We start from the raw sequence: 15,198 nt of genomic DNA, 5'->3' as shown, positions 1-15,198 counted from the left end.
ATGCCCAAGATGCGCTTCAACCACATGGAGCTGACGCTTCCCCTGTGGACCCTGACCGACGACTACCGGGCCGAGGTGCGCGAGTTCTACGGCGATGTGTTCGGGTGGACGGCTGTCGACACCCAGATCCTCAAGCAGACTGCGCTGCTGTTGTCCACCGATCCCGCTACCAGCCAGTTCATATTGCTGGCCGAGCACAGCGAGCCCATGGCCCCGCCGCCATTCGACCACCTGGGCCTGCTGTTCGACACCCGGGAAGAGGTGGACGCCGCGCTGGCCAAATGCGAGGCCTGGCAGGAGAAGGATCCCCGGGTGGAGATCAAGCGCTACAGCGATCTGGTGATGCCCACCGTGGTAGTCCACGCCTTCTACGTCCGCCATCTGCTGCCCATCCACTTGGACGTTCAGTGCCAGGAGCGCCCCGAGGGCGTGGCCGCGCCGAAGGGGCGTTGGGTTTGGGTTGAGGACTGACCGGCCTGTTGCCCCCGACGGCAGAGTGCCGGCCCCAATTGTTTTGAGAAGGAGAAATGATGGCTGACGAGCGGATTTCTGATCTGATCGGGGTGGACGCCCCGGAGGCTGCGCTGGAGGTGACCGACCGGATCTGGATGGCGGTCGGCACGGCCAACGCCTACAAGGTGGCCACGCCCGAAGGCAGCGTGATGATCGACGCCGGACTGGCCGGCGACGCTCGTCGCTTCCACCACCAGCTTTCGGCCGTTCCCGGCAATCCGGTGCGGTACATCGTTTTGACCCACGCCCACGAGGACCATATCGGCGGTCACCGGCGCTGGGCGCGGGAGGGCGCCCAAGTGGTGGCCCACCGCCTGTGCATCCAGCGAGATGAGCAATACCGCCAGCTCACCCAGTTCCGGGTGGATCGGGCCAAGATCCTGTGGGGGGCGGCCATGAACCTCCGCACCGATTCCGGCCGAGTGGAGCCCACCCCGCCCATCGAGGCCGACATCGTGGTCGACCGCCGCCACACCCTCGAGGTGGGCGACCTCACCTTCGAGGTGATGCACACCCCCGGCGCCGAGGGCCCCGACGGGCTCACGGTTTGGGTTCCCGAGCTGAGGGCCGCTTTTGTGGGCGACCTGTGGGGCCCGATCATCGACGCCTTCCCCAACCTGTTCACCCTGCGCGGCGAGCCCTACCGCGACGCCCAGCAATACCTGGAGTCGCTGCGCGAGGTTCGCGACCTGGAGCCCGAGATCGCCCTGGCCGGCCATTTCGAGCCGGTGGTGGGCAAAGAAGAGGTTAGAGGGGTGCTCACTCGGATGCACGACGGCGTGGAGTGGGTATGGGACCGGGTGGTTGAGGGCATGAACGAGGGCAAAGACCCGTACACGCTGATGAAGGAGGTCAGCCTGCCCGAGGACTCCCCCCTCCACGAGATGTACGGCAGGGTGGACTGGGGTGTCAGGGCCATGTGGGAGGGATTGGCCGGCTGGTTCACCTATCGGTCAACGCTGGATCTCTACCCCACGCCGCCGGCGGCGGTCTATCCCGACGTGGTGGATCTAGCCGGGGCTGAGGCCTTATTGGCCCGGGCTGAAGAGCGGCTGGCCGCAGGCGACCGCTTGGAGGCGCTGCATCTCGTCGAGATGGTTCTGGTCGCCGACGCCGGCCATGCCGGTGCGCTGGCTGCCAAGCTGGCCGCCCTTGGGTCGCTGTTCGATGAGTACGGTCAGCGCAACTTCCAGGAGGCAGGGTGGTACCGGGCCGAGATAGCCCGAGTCGAGAAAGAGCTGGAGGGGGCGGAGTCCTGAGGCGGCGGTATAGACGCGCGTCGGCGATTCGCCCCTAACCTGTCACCGTGGATTTCGGCGATACTCCCGCGCAAGCAGCGTTTCGGGCCGAGGCCCGGGCCTGGCTGGACGCCAACGCGCCGTCCAAAGGCTCCCCCGAGGCGTTCGACCAGATGAGCAGCCCGGGGCGAAGCGCGCAGGAGGAGCAAGAGCTGGCCGGTCGGGCCCGGGCCTGGCAGGCACGGCTGGCCGCAGACGGCTGGGCCTGTCTGGACTGGCCGCCGGAGTACGGAGGGCGTGGCGCCTCCGCGGTGGAGGCGATCATCTTCGATGAGGAGCAGAGCCGTTACGGCGTGTCGATGTCGATTTTCATGGCTGCGCTGTCGATGGCCGCCCCCACGCTCATGGCATGGGGCACCGGCGAGCAAAAGCAGCGGTTTTTGAACCCGATCCGCCGGGGGGAGATGGTGTTCGCCCAGTTGTTCAGCGAGCCCAATGCCGGTTCCGATCTGGCCGGGCTTCAGACCAGGGCGGTGCGAGACGGTGACGAGTTCGTGGTGAACGGCCAGAAGGTCTGGAACTCCTACGCCCATATGGCCGACTGGGGCATCCTGTTGGCCAGAACTGATTCCGATGTTCCCAAGCATCAGGGGCTCACCTATTTCCTCGTCGAGATGCACAGCGAGGGCTTGGACCCGCGGCCGCTGCGCCAGATGACCGGAGGGGCTGAGTTCAACGAGACTTTCCTAGACGACGTGCGCATACCGGCGGAGAACGCCATCGGCGGGGTCAACAATGGGTGGGCGGTGGCCCAGACCACCTTGAACAGCGAGCGCGCCGCGGTTGGCGCCCAGTCGTCGGCAGTGGACGTCGGTGCCTTGGTGGACCTGGCCCGCCACCAGGGCCGATGCGGCGACCCTGCGGTCCGCCAGGCTCTGGCCGAGGCGTGGATCAGATCTGAGGTGCTTCGGTATCTGGGCATGCGGGTGTACACCGCGCTGAGCCGGGGAACGGAGATCGGCCCGGAGGCCTCGATCATGAAGATCCTGACCGGGGACCACATCAGAGACACCAGCCAGACGGCCATGGAGTTGCTGGGCCCCGGCGGAATGCTGAGCGACGACAGTTGGGTGTCGCTCATGGTCAGCCATTTCGCGCACAAGATCGGCGGGGGCACTCCTGAGATCCAGCGCAACGTGATCGGCGAGCGCATACTCGGCCTGCCCCGCGAGCCGCGAGCCGACAAAGGCGTTCCCTTCCGCGAACTCAAAGTGTGATGAGGCCGCCCGGCATCCGGCCGGTGTTGCTGGTCGCATCGGTGCTGGTGGCCTGTGCCGGGTGCGGCCTGTTCAGCGGGGGGACGGTGGTCAGCCCCGCGCCGCCCACCGACGATGAGGGGAAGCCGTTGGCCGAGAGCTCCCCGTTGCCCACAGCCACTCCAGACGGTGTGCCCCTGCCCGCTGATGCCGTCGTGGTCGGCGCCCTGATGGCCACATCCGGGTTTCTGGCCGATTTCGACGAGCCCGCCCTGGTCGCCGCCCGGAATCGGATCGACGCCTTGAACGAAGCCGGCGGACTGCTGGGACGGCCGGTGGTGCTCCGCCACATCGACAGCCACACCGAGCTGTCCTCCATGCGCAACGGTGCCGATCGCCTTCTGCTGGACGGTGTTGACCTGGTGCTGATGACATGCGACGCCGCTTATGCGGCACCGGCCCTCAGTGTGCTGGAGGGCGCGGGGACCCTGGTGATCAGCCCCTGTGGAACCGACGACGCCTGGATCACCGGAGAGCTGGGCCAACGGGTCTTCTCCATGGCCACACCGGTGAGCACCGAGGCAAAGCTCCTGATCTCAGTGCTGGCCGATCGGGGCTTCACCTCCGCAGCGGTGGTCATCGACCAAACCAGCTCAGAAGCGGTGGCAGTGTGCGAAGCCTTCGCCCGGGGATTCGAGGCCTCAGGGGGCCGGGTGTCGGGCCTGTACCGATATCAGCCGGCCGACCCAGGCCTTCTTGAGCCCATCTTGGACGGGTTGGGCGATGCCGGCACCAAGTCCATCGTGTTATGCGCCACCCGGCTGGTTGCCCCCGAGGAGATCCTGGCTCCGATTCGCGCCGCGGGCCATCTCCAGCCCATTGTTGCCAGCTCCACCATGGACGGCGACCATTGGATAGGCAAGGTTCGCGGCATCGGCGACTTCACCATGCTCTCGTATGCCTCGGTTTACACCGACTCCCCCGATCCCAGCCCTGAAGTGCGACAGGTGCTGGCCGACTATCTGGCCACCACCGGACACATAGCCAGAGACGGCCGGGCGGTTACCGGGGCTGACGCCGTCGAGGCCTACATCAGGGCGGTCGAGCGGGCCGGCACCCTTGAGCCCGGGGCGGTGGCCGCGCAATTGGAGCGGTTCGACGGCGAGGAGCTGATCGTCGGCCCCATCACTTTCGGCCCCGACGTCCACGCCGCGGTCGACCGCCCCATGAGGGTGATCACCATCGAGGATCCATACGCCCGGTACGACCGCACCATCAGCCCGTAGACCGCGGCCCTGCGCCGGTCAATAGCCCAGGTCGACGTCCACGGGGCCGAGCAGCTCCTCATCGGCGATGTAGCGGCGGACGTTCTCAGCAACCCGGCGGGCGAGGAGCTCCAGCCCCATCTCAGGGGTGTTTCCCACATGGGGGGTGATGAGGCAGTTATCCATGCTCCACAGAGGGTGTCGGTCGGGGAGGGGCTCGGGATCGGTCACGTCTAAGGCGGCGCCGCCGATGGTCCCGGTGGTCAGCGCTTCCACCAGGTCGTCGGTGGCCACGTGTCCGCCCCGGCCCACGTTGACAAGCCAAGCATGGGGCGCCATGGCGCCTAGCGCGTCGGCGTCGATTATGCCGGCCGTGTGGGGAGTCAGCGCCAGGGCCACCACCACCACATCGGCGTCGCCCAAAGCCTGGTGCAGCCTCTCTGGGCCGACGACTAGGTCGACGCCGACCATCGACTGGGGATGGCGGCGCATGACCGTGATCCGGCAGTCCCACGGCGCCAGCAGCCGCACCAGAGACCCGGTGATACCGCCGCCGCCCAGCACGGTAACCCGGCTGCCGAGCAGGTTGCGGCCCTGGGGCGGCGACCAGTGGCGGGCTCGGGCGAAGCTCCCCATTCCCCTCAGTCCGGCAAGGGCCAGCATCAGCGCATGCTCGGCCACCGGCTCGGCGTAGACCCCCTTGCCGCAGGTCCAGCGGTGGTGGCGATCTAGCAGGTGGGCCAGGTTCTCGATGCCGGCGTAGGGGAGTTGCACCCACTCGATGCCCGGTCCTGCGGCCAGCACCTCGGGCAGCCGATCAGGGGCGGCGGGCTCGGCCCAAACCAGGGCCTCGGCTTCGGACGGGCCGCCCACCCGTCCCCCGCCGGCTTCGACGGCGTCGACCAGCGCCGGCCGGCGCCAGCAAACCGGTTCCACTGCGATGCAAGGCGGCTCCATACCGCCGGGTAGTTTATGGGCGTGGAGGTCAAGGGGAAGCAGATCATCGGGCCGATCGGCAACGAGGAGTAGCTTAGGCCCGTGGAGGTCGCAGACTCGATCCTCGATCTCATCGGCAACACTCCGCTGGTGCGGATGAAGCGCATCGCCGATGGGGCGTCGTGTGAGGTCTTGGCCAAACTGGAAATGCTGAACCCGGGCGGCAGCGTGAAGGACCGTCCCGCGGTGGCCATGATCGACGCGGCCGAGCAGGAGGGGCTGCTGAAGCCCGGCGGGACCATCGTCGAGCCCACCTCGGGCAACACCGGGGTGGGTTTGGCCCTCGTGGCGGCCCAGAGGGACTACCGGTGCATCTTCGTCATGACCGACAAGGTGAGCGATGAGAAGGTGCAGCTCCTGCGGGCGTACGGGGCCGAGGTGGTGGTGTGCCCGGTAGCGGTGGACCCTGAAGACCCCGAGTCGTACTACTCCACCGCCGAGCGGCTGGTGGCCGAGACTCCCGGCGCCTACCGGCCCAACCAGTACTTCAACCAGGTGAATCCCCTTTCGCACGAGCTGAGCACCGGTCCCGAGCTGTGGAAGCAGACCGGCGGGCGCATCACGCATTTCGTGGCCGGGGCGGGCACCGGGGGCACCCTCAACGGGGTGGGCCGCTTCCTGAAGCAGCAGAACCCTGAGATCCAGATCGTTGCCGGCGACCCCGAGGGGTCGGTGTTCAGCGGCGGATCGGGACGGCCCTACCTCGTGGAGGGGATCGGCGAGGACTTCTGGCCCGAGACCTACGATCCCGGGGTGGTCGACCGGGTGATCCCCATCTCCGACCAGGATTCCTTCGACATGGCCCGTTTGGTGACCCGGCGGGAGGGCCTGTTGATAGGAGGCTCGGGCGGTACCGCGGTGTGCGCCGCCTTGGAAGTGGCCCGAGACTGCGGGCCAGACGACGTGGTGGTGGTGATGTTGCCCGATGCCGGCCGGGGCTATCTCTCAAAGGTGTTCAACGACGACTGGATGGCCTCGTATGGCTTTTTGATCGGCGACCACCCTTGCGTGAAAGACGTGCTCGATGCCAAGGGAGGGGCGCTGCCCCCGCTGGTGTATGTCAACCCCGAGGATCCGGTTGGCCTGGCCGTGACGCAGATGCGCGACCACGGGGTGAGCCAGCTTCCGGTGGCCAAGGGGGAGATGCCCTTGGCGGCGGCCGAGGTCATGGGGTCGGTACACGAGCTTCAGCTCATGGCCCTGGCCTTCAGCGGCGACCTGCTGGGCCAGCCGGTGGAGAACGTGATGAGCCGCCCCCTGGAGCAGATCGGCATTGGGGAACCGGTGGCGCTGGCGGTTACCAAGCTGGAGCGCTCACCGGCGCTGCTGGTGCTCGACGGCGGTCGTCCCCGGGCGGTCATGACCAGCACCGACGTGCTGGGCTTTTTGTCTTCGGGCCCCGCCGGCCCAGAGTCATGAGCGGCGCTGATCCCGGCGAGTGGGGATTCGACACCAGGGCCATCCACGTCGGCCAAGAGCCTGATGAGGCTACCGGCGCCATCACCGTGCCCATCCATCTGGCCACCACCTTTGTGCAGGAGGCACCGGGCCGGCACCGGGGCTTCGAGTATGCCCGCACCTCCAACCCGACCCGAGTGGCGCTGGAGCGGTGCGTGGCCGGGCTGGAGGGGGCCGAACACGGAATGGCGTTCGCCAGCGGCATGGCCGCAGAGGATGCTTTGATCGGACTGATGCGCCCCGGCGACCACGTGGTTCTGGGCACCGACGCCTACGGGGGGACGTTCCGGCTCATCGCCGGGGTGTACGGCGAGTGGGGTATCGATTGGTCGGCGGTGGATCTGACCGATATGGCCGCCTTGGCCGCAGCCATTCGCCCGGAGACCCGCCAGGTGTGGGTGGAGACGCCCACCAACCCGATGCTGACCGTGGTGGACATAGCCGCGGTGGCCGAGGTGGCCCACGCCGCGGGCGCCGATGTGGTGGTGGACAACACCTTTGCCACGCCGTACCTCCAGAACCCGCTCGAGTTGGGCGCCGACGCGGTGGTTCATTCCACCACCAAGTACCTGGGCGGCCATTCCGACGTGGTGGGCGGGTTCGTCGCGGTGAACCGGGACGACCTGGCCGAGCGGCTGTCTTTCGTTCAGAACGCGGTGGGGGCGGTGCCCGGCCCGTTCGACTGCTATCTGCTGTTGCGGGGGATAAAGACGCTGGGGGTGCGCATGGACCGCCACTGCGACAACGCCCAGGCGGTGGCTGAGTTCTTGGCCGGCCATCCTGCGGTGGAGCGGGTGCTGTTTCCCGGGCTGCCCAGCCACCCCGGCCACCAAGTGGCGGTTGCCCAGATGCGCCGGCCGGGCGGCATGGTGTCTTTCATCCACGCGGGGGGTGAAGCGGCTGCGGTGGCCGCGGCGGGCGCCACTCGGGTGTTCCGCCTGGCCGAATCGCTGGGCGCGGTGGAATCGCTGATAGAGCAGCCATCCACGATGACCCACCTGTCGGTGGCCGACTCCCCGTTGGCGGTGGACCCTGGGCTGGTGCGGCTGTCGGTGGGCATCGAGACGGCAGAAGACCTGCTGGCCGACTTGGACCAGGCCCTCGGCTAGTCCTGCAAGGCGAGGAGGTCATCAGCCAGGGCTTCGATTTCCTCCCCCCAGTGGGGCGGCTCGCCCAGGGGCATGACCACGAACTTGGAGGCGCCGGTCTCGATGAAGGCCTCGATCCTGGACCGCAGCTCCCGGCGGCTCGACGCCACCAGGTCGCCGGGGTTCTTGTCGGGCTGGCGAAGTTTGATGAGCTCGAGGAACCGGTCGGGCAGCGGGCCGTCGGTGTAGGTCAGCAGCGCCCCGTAGTGCTCGGGGTCGATGTGCCGCCCGGCTTCGCCGGCATGCCGGGTGACGGCCGCGATTCCCGAGCGCACGTCGTCGGGGGTGACGAACGAGGGCAGCCAGCCGTCGCTCAACCGGCCGACCCGACGGAGTTCTGAGGGGGCAATGCCCCCCATCCACACGTCTAGGGGCTGCTGCACTGGCTTGACGTCCACCCGGGCGGCGTCGAGGTGGAAGCGGGGGCCGTGGTGCTCCACCACGTCTTCGGCCCACAGCCGGCGCATGAGCGGCAGGGCTTCGTTGAACCAGGCCGCCCGGTCCATGCGGGCCACTCCGAAGGCCTGGTGCTCGGCGGCGTCGGCCACGCCGAGTCCGAATGCGGGCAGCAGCCGGCCGTTGGAGATGCGATCCAGGCTGGCCATGGCCTTGGCCAACAGCACCGGGTTGCGGCCGGGCAGCACCATCACGCTGGGCCCGAACTTGAGGCGAGTGGTTCGAGCCGCGGCGAAGCTCATGGCCACCACCGGGTCTAGCGCCGGCCCCGCGGCCCGCTCGGCCACCCACAGCGAGTCGAACCCCAGCCGCTCCAAACCGTCTACCACCGCGGCGAACGCCTCGGGGTCGCCCGAGGCCACCCCGCCTCCCACGCCAACGCCGATTCGGATCTTCATGGCTTCTGCTACGCGAGCTTGGCGATCTGGGGAGACTCGTCGGGGTCGGGCTCGGTGTCCAAGAAGGCGCTGATCATCTCGGCGGCCACTTCGGCAGACACCAGGCGCAGGCTCATGGCCAAGACGTTGGCGTCGTTCCAGCGGCGGGCGCCGCGGGCGGTCTCCGCATCGGTACACAGCGCGGCCCGCACGCCGGGCACCTTGTTGGCGGCGATCGACACCCCGGTGCCGGTCCAGCAGCACACCACCCCCACCTCGGCGCTGTCGCCGACCACCGCCTCGCCCACCGCTTGGCCTACGTCGGGCCACGGCGCACCTTCTGCGGCCGCCTCCACCACAGCGTGGCCCCCGTCGGCTAGGAGCTGTTTGATCGCCTCGGTAAGGGGAGTGGGCTCGTCGGTCCCGAACGCTATTCGCATGGCGTCATTCCGGTGGATCGGCCTCGAGGAGCGCGAGGTCGAAGCCGTAGAGGGAGGCGCAGTTGTCCCGAAGGATCATCTGCTGCTCGTCGGCCGGCACGCCGGCCAGGGTTTCGGCCACCACCTCCCGGGAGCGGGGGAAGGTGGACTCGGTGTGGGGGTAGTCGGAGCCCCACATGAGGGCGTGGGTGCCGAAGGTGTCTCGCACCCTCACGCCCACCGCGTCCTCCTGGAAGCTCACGAAGCAGTTGGAGCTGAAGTAGTGGCTGGGGCGGGCGTCGGGATCGGCGAAGCGGTGCCAATCGCCTCGCAGCGGCCGGTCGGTGTAGCAGTAGTCCATCTGGAACAGCCAGAACGGGATCCAGCCCACCTCGTGCTCCACCGATCCCACCTTGAGGTTCGGGTGGCGCTCGAACACTCCGGCGAAGATCATCTCGCCCAGCGACTTCCGCACGAAGTGGTCTTGCAGGTAGAACGCCGCCTCTGTCACCGCCCGGATGTCGTTCTTGGCCTGGCCGCCGGCGCTGGTAAGCGCCCGGCCGGTGGCCACGTGCATCGACAGGGGCACGTCGAGGTCGACCGCGGCCGACCAGAAGGGCTCGTAGCGGGGGTTGTCGTAGCCCTGGTCGGCGGGGGGCATCACGCTGATCATCGCCCCGGCCAGTCCCATGTTGCGGCACCGGGTCAGCTCGGCGATGGCCTCGTCGATGTGGTCCACGTTGATGAGGGCGATGCCTTTGAGCCTCTCAGGGTCGTGGGCGCAGAACTCGGCGATGAAGTCGTTGTAGGCGGCCATGGTCGCCGAGCACAGTTCGGAATCGGCGATGCTGTAGGCCAACAGCGCCTCGCTGGGGTAGATGACCGAGGCGGCCACCCCGTCGGTGCGGTTGTCGGCGATGAACTTCTCCGGGTCGTAGGCACCGGGGCGCACCTCGTCGAACGACGCCTCGATGCGGAGCTTGGTGGGGTCTTGGTCGAACCGGTTGCCGGCTTGGAACCCCAGAAACGACATGGAGCGCTGGCCGTCGATGTACCACCAGTCGCCTCCCGGCTCGCGGCGCACCTGCGGGACCCGCTCGGCCATCGGCCCGGTGGCTACCCGCTCGGTCCACAAGTCGGGCGGCTCGATGATGTGGGAATCAGACGAGATCATCATGTTGGTGGGGCTCATGGGGCTCCTTTGGTCTTGTTCCTCTTGCAGTCAGTGGCCATCAGTCCTCGAATGGCAGGTGCAGCATCTTGATGGCGTTGCCCCGCATGATCTTGTAGATCACCTCGTCGGACAGCCCTTCGCACAGCTTCTCGGCGATCTCCTTGGTGTGGGGCCAGGTGCTGTCGGAGTGGGGGTAGTCGGTTTCGAAGGTCACGTTGTTCACCCCGATGGCGTCGAGGTTGGCCAGCCCGAAGCGGTCGTCGAAGAAACACCCGTACACATGGTCGGCGAAGTAACTGCTGGGCGGCTCGGGGATCACCCCCCACACCCGGTTCCAGCCCCGGTTGTGCTCCCACACCACATCGGCCCGCTCCAAGATGTAGGGGATCCAGCCGATCTGGCCCTCGCTGTAGGCGATCTTGATGTCGGGATAGCGGATGAACGCCCCGGAGAACAGCCAGTCGGCCAGCGACCCCATGGTGTTGTTGAACGTGAGCGTGGAGGGCACCGCGGGCGGGGCATCGGGCGAGGTGGACGGCATGCGAGATCCCGAGCCGATGTGCATGCACAAAACGGTGGCCGTCTCCTCGCAGGCCGCGAACAACGGCGCCCAGTGGCCGTCGGCGTCGTGGATGGACGGCAGCCCCAGATTGGTGGGCAGCTCGGTGAAGGCCACCGCATGGGTTCCCCGGTCGGCGTTGCGGCGCACCTCGGCGGCGGCCAGTTGGGGATCCCACAGGGGGATGAGCGGCAGCGGGATGAGTCGGCTTCCGGTGCCGCCGCACCACTCCTCGATCATCCAGTCGTTATAGGCCTGCACGCACAACAGGGCCAGTTCCTTGTCGTTGGCCTCCATGAATGTCTGTCCGCAGAAGCGGGGGAACATCGGGAAGCACATGGCGGCCTCGACGTGGTTGAGATCCATGTCGTCGAGGCGGGCCTTTTGCTGCCAGCAGCCGGGGCGCATCTCCTCGTAGTTGATGGGCCGGGCGTCTACCTCCTCTCTGGGATAGCCGGAGGCCGCGCTCAGCCGGGTGAGGGCGCGCTTGAGATCCTCGTAGAGCCAGAAGTCCACCGTCCGCTCCATGTCGCTGTCCACCCACACCGGCTCGTGGTCGTGGATTACCAAGTCTTTCCGAACGGTCTCGCGCACCACCCGGGGCCCGATGTCGAGGTATTTGCGGGGCAGGCGGTCGGTCCACAGCGTTGGGGGCTCCACTATGTGGTCGTCTACCGAGATGATCCGGGGGATCTCAGGCATGGGCCGAGCGTACTCTGCGGCAGGGCAGCGACGGCCTGCTGTGGGGCTTGTCAGAGGCGTGGCCTAACCTGTGCCCATGCTTGATCTGATCATCAAAGGCGGCACCGTGGTGGACGGCACCGGATCGCCGGGGTTCGTCGCCGATGTGGGCATCAGCGACGGGAGGATCACGTCCGTCGGGGCGGTCGATGGGGCCGCAGCCCAGGTGATCGACGCCGATGGGCTGGTGGTGGCGCCGGGATTCATCGACGCCCACACCCACTACGACGCCCAACTGTTCTGGGATCCGCTGGCCTCCCCCTCCAATGAGCACGGGGTGACCACCGTGCTGGGCGGCAACTGCGGGTTCACGCTGGCCCCCCTCAAGGCCGACGACGCCGACTACATACGCCAGATGATGGCCAAGGTGGAGGGGATGCCCCTGCCCGCCCTGGAGCAGGGCCTGCCGTGGAGCTGGTCGAGTTTCGCCCAGTACCTGGATGCCCTTGATGGGCGCATCGGGGTGAACGCCGGGTTCCTGGTGGGCCACTCGGCGCTGCGCCGTTATGTGATGGGGGCCGAGGGCACCGGCAATGCGGCCTCGGGCGAGCAGGTGGCCGAGATGGTGCGGGTGCTGCACGAGGCGTTGGCGGCCGGAGGGCTGGGGTTCTCCTCGTCGCAGTCCACCACCCACTCCGACGGCAACAACGACCCGGTGCCGTCGTATTTCGCCGACCGCGACGAGATGCTGGCCTTGTGCGGGGCAGTGTCTGAGCATCCCGGCACCTGGCTGGAGTTCATCATCACCGGCTGCAATGCCTTCTTCAGCGACGAAGAGATCGACTTGATGACCCAGATGTCGGTGCAGGCCCAGCGGCCGCTCAACTGGAACGTGCTCTCGCACGCCTCCACCATGATGGACCGCACCCGCCATCAGCTCAGCGCGTCGGATGCGGCTGCTGAGGCCGGGGGGCGCATCGTGGCCCTGTCGATGCCGTCCATCGGCGGGCTGAAGATGAGCTTCGCCAGCTATTGCGCCCTGTATCTGCTGCCCAACTGGGGCGACGTGTTGTATCTGGACCACGACGAGAAGAAGGCCAAGCTGGCCGACCCCGCAGTGCGGCGGTGGCTGGATGAGCAGGCCCGCAGCTCGGAGGGTCCGTTCCAGTTCATCTCCACCTGGGCCAACATGGAGATCGGCGACACCTACGCCCCGGAGAACGCGGGGCTCACCGGGCGCAAGGTGGGCGACATCGCCGCGGAGCGGGGGATCGATCCGTTCGACGCCCTGCTCGACATCGTGGTGGCCGACGACCTGCGGACCGCGCTGTGGCCCCAGTCGTCCGACGACATCGACCTGGCCTGGCAGCAGCGGGCCGATCTGTGGCGGGACCAGCGGGTGCTGGTGGGCGGCTCCGACGCCGGCGCCCACCTCGACCGCATGTGCGGTGCCCGCTTCCCCACCGAGATGCTGGCCATCGCAGTGCGCGACCGGGGACTGCTGTCGATGGAGGAGTGCGTGCAGCTTCTGACCGACGAGCCCGCCCGCCTGTTCGGCCTCAAGGATCGGGGCCGGGTGGCCGAGGGGTACTGCGCTGATGTGGTGGTGTTCAACCCCGACACCGTGGCCTCTGAGCCCATCGTGGAGCGCACCGACCTCCCCGGCGGCTGCGAGCGCCTCTACGCCGGCGCCGTGGGCGTAGAGCACGTCCTGGTCAACGGCACCGAGATCATCACCGCAGGCGACCCCACAGGAGCCACCCCCGGCACCCTCCTCCGCTCCGGCCGCGACACCGAAACCGTGCTGCCGTAGGGGGTGTCGATGTCGATTGGAGTGTCTGGGATGGTGATCTCGCTACGGTGATGATGCTAGGCCTCGTCTGGATCGAGGAGCCGCAGTATGGGGAGGCCGTTGAAAATGGAGTCCTCAGTGGCGAGTGGGAGTTCTCCGGCAATGGCGACAGCGGCGACCCATCGGTCAGCTTCGTGGCTCTTGGTGCTCAGACCATGTCCATTGCGAACACTCCAGGTTCGCAGGTTGACATATGCGTCAGTGATGTCTTCAAGCGGGGGCATTACTCCGGTGCGCGCTATCACATGCTCCAGCCTCGCTCGGCGTCGGGGACCCCATCCGGCGACCTCAGCCCCGAAGCGCATTTCGGCAACGACTACGAAGGGAAGTACCCACAGAGCCTGCGTCAGAACCTTCAACCAGCGAACCTGGCGCTCTACTTGACGGTTGGCGAGCCAAGCACTGGCCACCATGGTGTCAACCACTACTTGCTGGGGCATGCAGTCAGAGGTCTTCGATGATGGCGAAAAACGCGTCCTCTTCCTCGAGGGTCAAGTCCCCGATAGCGAACTGACTCGGATCGCCCATTGGCTCCAAGTCGCGGGTGATCTCTGTGATCGTGGTTGGGACAGGCACGCTTGGCACTTGGTTTGCTGTGCTGTCGGACATAATCACCTCCACGAGTGGGCAGGATCCCAGACTACCCTGCCTAGAGGCCTGATTCGTCACCCCATTTCCACTCTGAATTGAACAAGCTGTCCACTGACCGCTGATTGCGCGGCCTCGTGGGTACCCTTGCCCCTTTTTGTCCAAGCAGTAATGCTATTTTTGTCTGCCACCTGATGCGTGTTTTGTCCCAGTGCCGTTGGGTCAGAATGAAGCCAACCCCGCCGGGGTGAGCAGCCCCGGCCCGACGGCCCCGACCCCGGTCGGGGCCGTTTCGCGCTGGGAAGATCGTGGGCCGGGCAGTTCATGGCGCAAAAAAAGGGACCCCGTGCGTTCCGGGGTCCCGTCGCCGCGATATGTCGGCTGCATTCGGCTTACACCTACTAACCGGACCGCAGGCAATGGCCAATGTACCGATGCCGCTACGGGGATGTCAACGGTTTTTCAGGTCAGAGTGATCCTGTTGACATTGGACCTAAATTCGTGGATGGCGGCGGCTGTGTCTTGAGACAGTGCGTGGACGGCAGTAACGGCGTCCCTCTGAGCGGCTCTTTCCTATGTCTCCTTGTTCTCGGTGCCTAGAGTGAGAGCGCGGAGCTCGCGGGCGATGGTGTCGATTTCCAGGTGTTCTGTGGCAACGCGGAGCACCAAATCCACAGCGTCAGATGACGTGATGTGGCTGGTTGAGTATCCAACTCGGGTGAGAAAAGCCGTTGCAGCGAGCCAGCCCAGTCGTTTGTTGCCGTCAACTAGTGGGTGGTTTGAAACGATTGTTCTGAGCAGCACAGCGGCCTTGTCCCAGGGACTGGGGTAGGCGTCTTCACCGAAAACCGTGACATAGGGCTGGGCAGCCGCGGACTCCAAGAGGCCGATTTCACGTATCGGCAATGGTGATCCAAAGTACTCCTCGGCGATGGCCAGCAGTTTCGGGAGGTTGAGGGGGCCGGGTGGGCTGGTCATTCTCCAAGGAGTCGCAGGGTCTCCGCGTGGTCGGCAACATTTTGACGAGCGGCCGCACGCCATTGCTCCAAGTCTTGCTGCTCGACGAAGGCTTCGATGGCTAGGTGAACCGTCTCATCCACGGTACACCCCGCTTGTTGGGCAGCGGACCGCAACGCCGCTTCGCAGTCAGGGCTTAGGTCTAGTTCCACGACCATGCGACAACTCTACTGGTAGCCCCCTAGTTTCGGTAGGCCCATT

General features: G+C 66.8%; 16 protein-coding genes. 7 read left to right on the top strand and 9 right to left on the bottom strand.

Annotated elements, in window-relative coordinates; translation table 11 throughout:
* Genes ACOGXA_RS09560 through ACOGXA_RS09545 form a run of 4 tightly spaced genes read left to right on the top strand, consistent with a single transcriptional unit; the run spans position 1 to position 4,293 of the window.
* Positions 1 to 471, top strand: a complete 471-nt coding sequence (locus tag ACOGXA_RS09560) for a VOC family protein (protein WP_419923654.1) — start codon at positions 1 to 3, stop codon at positions 469 to 471.
* Positions 472 to 530: 59 nt separating this feature from the next.
* Positions 531 to 1,772 (top strand): MBL fold metallo-hydrolase, encoded by a 1,242-nt coding sequence (locus ACOGXA_RS09555; RefSeq protein ID WP_419923653.1) that lies wholly within the window; start codon positions 531 to 533, stop codon positions 1,770 to 1,772.
* A gap of 47 nt (positions 1,773 to 1,819) precedes the next feature.
* Entirely contained in the window at positions 1,820 to 3,028 is a 1,209-nt protein-coding gene (locus ACOGXA_RS09550) for an acyl-CoA dehydrogenase family protein (protein ID WP_419923652.1), read from the top strand.
* Between the two features lie 23 nt (positions 3,029 to 3,051).
* Positions 3,052 to 4,293: an ABC transporter substrate-binding protein gene (locus tag ACOGXA_RS09545; protein WP_419923651.1), complete on the top strand. Its 1,242-nt coding sequence runs from the start codon at positions 3,052 to 3,054 to the stop codon at positions 4,291 to 4,293.
* Between the two features lie 18 nt (positions 4,294 to 4,311).
* On the opposite strand, the gene ACOGXA_RS09540 is transcribed toward ACOGXA_RS09545, so the two are convergent.
* Complete coding sequence (locus tag ACOGXA_RS09540; RefSeq protein WP_419923650.1) at positions 4,312 to 5,229, bottom strand: D-isomer specific 2-hydroxyacid dehydrogenase family protein; 918 nt, start codon at positions 5,227 to 5,229, stop codon at positions 4,312 to 4,314.
* 81 nt (positions 5,230 to 5,310) lie between these two features.
* On the opposite strand from ACOGXA_RS09540, the gene ACOGXA_RS09535 reads away from it, so the two are divergent.
* Positions 5,311 to 6,687, top strand: coding sequence for a cystathionine beta-synthase (locus ACOGXA_RS09535; RefSeq protein WP_419923649.1), 1,377 nt, complete (start codon positions 5,311 to 5,313; stop codon positions 6,685 to 6,687).
* Positions 6,684 to 7,835 carry a cystathionine gamma-synthase gene (locus tag ACOGXA_RS09530; RefSeq protein WP_419923648.1) on the top strand — a complete coding sequence of 384 codons (1,152 nt, stop codon included), beginning with the start codon at positions 6,684 to 6,686 and terminating at the stop codon, positions 7,833 to 7,835. Before ACOGXA_RS09535 ends, ACOGXA_RS09530 begins: the two co-directional genes overlap by 4 nt.
* On the opposite strand, the gene ACOGXA_RS09525 is transcribed toward ACOGXA_RS09530, so the two are convergent.
* Genes ACOGXA_RS09525 through ACOGXA_RS09510 form a run of 4 tightly spaced genes read right to left on the bottom strand, consistent with a single transcriptional unit; the run spans position 7,832 to position 11,561 of the window.
* Positions 7,832 to 8,728 (bottom strand): LLM class flavin-dependent oxidoreductase, encoded by an 897-nt coding sequence (locus tag ACOGXA_RS09525; RefSeq protein ID WP_419923647.1) that lies wholly within the window; start codon positions 8,726 to 8,728, stop codon positions 7,832 to 7,834. The two genes, ACOGXA_RS09530 and ACOGXA_RS09525, sit on opposite strands and share 4 nt — an antisense overlap.
* A gap of 8 nt (positions 8,729 to 8,736) precedes the next feature.
* Entirely contained in the window at positions 8,737 to 9,147 is a 411-nt protein-coding gene (locus ACOGXA_RS09520; protein ID WP_419923646.1) for an RpiB/LacA/LacB family sugar-phosphate isomerase, read from the bottom strand.
* A gap of 4 nt (positions 9,148 to 9,151) precedes the next feature.
* The gene (locus ACOGXA_RS09515; protein WP_419923645.1) at positions 9,152 to 10,318 is read right to left on the bottom strand and encodes an amidohydrolase family protein; all 1,167 of its coding nucleotides are present in this window, start codon (positions 10,316 to 10,318) and stop codon (positions 9,152 to 9,154) included.
* A gap of 40 nt (positions 10,319 to 10,358) precedes the next feature.
* Complete coding sequence (locus tag ACOGXA_RS09510; RefSeq protein WP_419923644.1) at positions 10,359 to 11,561, bottom strand: amidohydrolase family protein; 1,203 nt, start codon at positions 11,559 to 11,561, stop codon at positions 10,359 to 10,361.
* Positions 11,562 to 11,637: 76 nt separating this feature from the next.
* On the opposite strand from ACOGXA_RS09510, the gene ACOGXA_RS09505 reads away from it, so the two are divergent.
* Entirely contained in the window at positions 11,638 to 13,353 is a 1,716-nt protein-coding gene (locus tag ACOGXA_RS09505; RefSeq protein ID WP_419923643.1) for an N-acyl-D-amino-acid deacylase family protein, read from the top strand.
* A 56-nt stretch (positions 13,354 to 13,409) separates the two neighbouring features.
* Here the strand turns inward: ACOGXA_RS09505 and ACOGXA_RS09500 are convergent, their stop codons facing one another.
* From ACOGXA_RS09500 to ACOGXA_RS09485, 4 genes are all read right to left on the bottom strand, one after another.
* Positions 13,410 to 13,832: a PIN domain-containing protein gene (locus ACOGXA_RS09500; protein WP_419923642.1), complete on the bottom strand. Its 423-nt coding sequence runs from the start codon at positions 13,830 to 13,832 to the stop codon at positions 13,410 to 13,412.
* Between the two features lie 4 nt (positions 13,833 to 13,836).
* Entirely contained in the window at positions 13,837 to 13,968 is a 132-nt protein-coding gene (locus ACOGXA_RS09495; RefSeq protein WP_419923641.1) for a hypothetical protein, read from the bottom strand.
* Between the two features lie 585 nt (positions 13,969 to 14,553).
* On the bottom strand, positions 14,554 to 14,958 hold the full coding sequence (locus tag ACOGXA_RS09490) for a type II toxin-antitoxin system death-on-curing family toxin (RefSeq protein ID WP_419923640.1): 405 nt from the start codon (positions 14,956 to 14,958) through the stop codon (positions 14,554 to 14,556).
* Complete coding sequence (locus ACOGXA_RS09485) at positions 14,955 to 15,155, bottom strand: hypothetical protein (RefSeq protein ID WP_419923639.1); 201 nt, start codon at positions 15,153 to 15,155, stop codon at positions 14,955 to 14,957. The genes ACOGXA_RS09490 and ACOGXA_RS09485 overlap by 4 nt, the downstream gene beginning before the upstream one ends.
* Positions 15,156 to 15,198: the final 43 nt, after the last annotated feature.

It is taken from the genome of Candidatus Poriferisocius sp., from assembly GCF_965208475.1.
In the GTDB taxonomy this organism is placed as follows: Bacteria; Actinomycetota; Acidimicrobiia; order Acidimicrobiales; family Bin134; genus Poriferisocius.
The sequence above is the reverse complement of the archived record's forward strand: the minus strand, read 5'-3'. Positions and strand labels throughout refer to the sequence as shown.

What these genes read in the sequence shown, in the direction of transcription:
- ACOGXA_RS09560 (WP_419923654.1), top strand. Translation starts at nt 1, where the DNA reads ATGCCCAAGATGCGCTTCAACCACATGGAGCTGACGCTTCCCCTGTGG.
- ACOGXA_RS09555 (WP_419923653.1), top strand. Translation starts at nt 531, where the DNA reads ATGGCTGACGAGCGGATTTCTGATCTGATCGGGGTGGACGCCCCGGAG.
- ACOGXA_RS09540 (WP_419923650.1), bottom strand. Translation starts at nt 5,229, where the DNA reads ATGGAGCCGCCTTGCATCGCAGTGGAACCGGTTTGCTGGCGCCGGCCG.
- ACOGXA_RS09530 (WP_419923648.1), top strand. Translation starts at nt 6,684, where the DNA reads ATGAGCGGCGCTGATCCCGGCGAGTGGGGATTCGACACCAGGGCCATC.
- ACOGXA_RS09525 (WP_419923647.1), bottom strand. Translation starts at nt 8,728, where the DNA reads ATGAAGATCCGAATCGGCGTTGGCGTGGGAGGCGGGGTGGCCTCGGGC.
- ACOGXA_RS09520 (WP_419923646.1), bottom strand. Translation starts at nt 9,147, where the DNA reads ATGCGAATAGCGTTCGGGACCGACGAGCCCACTCCCCTTACCGAGGCG.
- ACOGXA_RS09515 (WP_419923645.1), bottom strand. Translation starts at nt 10,318, where the DNA reads ATGAGCCCCACCAACATGATGATCTCGTCTGATTCCCACATCATCGAG.
- ACOGXA_RS09510 (WP_419923644.1), bottom strand. Translation starts at nt 11,561, where the DNA reads ATGCCTGAGATCCCCCGGATCATCTCGGTAGACGACCACATAGTGGAG.
- ACOGXA_RS09505 (WP_419923643.1), top strand. Translation starts at nt 11,638, where the DNA reads ATGCTTGATCTGATCATCAAAGGCGGCACCGTGGTGGACGGCACCGGA.
- ACOGXA_RS09500 (WP_419923642.1), bottom strand. Translation starts at nt 13,832, where the DNA reads ATGCCCCAGCAAGTAGTGGTTGACACCATGGTGGCCAGTGCTTGGCTC.
- ACOGXA_RS09490 (WP_419923640.1), bottom strand. Translation starts at nt 14,958, where the DNA reads ATGACCAGCCCACCCGGCCCCCTCAACCTCCCGAAACTGCTGGCCATC.
- ACOGXA_RS09485 (WP_419923639.1), bottom strand. Translation starts at nt 15,155, where the DNA reads ATGGTCGTGGAACTAGACCTAAGCCCTGACTGCGAAGCGGCGTTGCGG.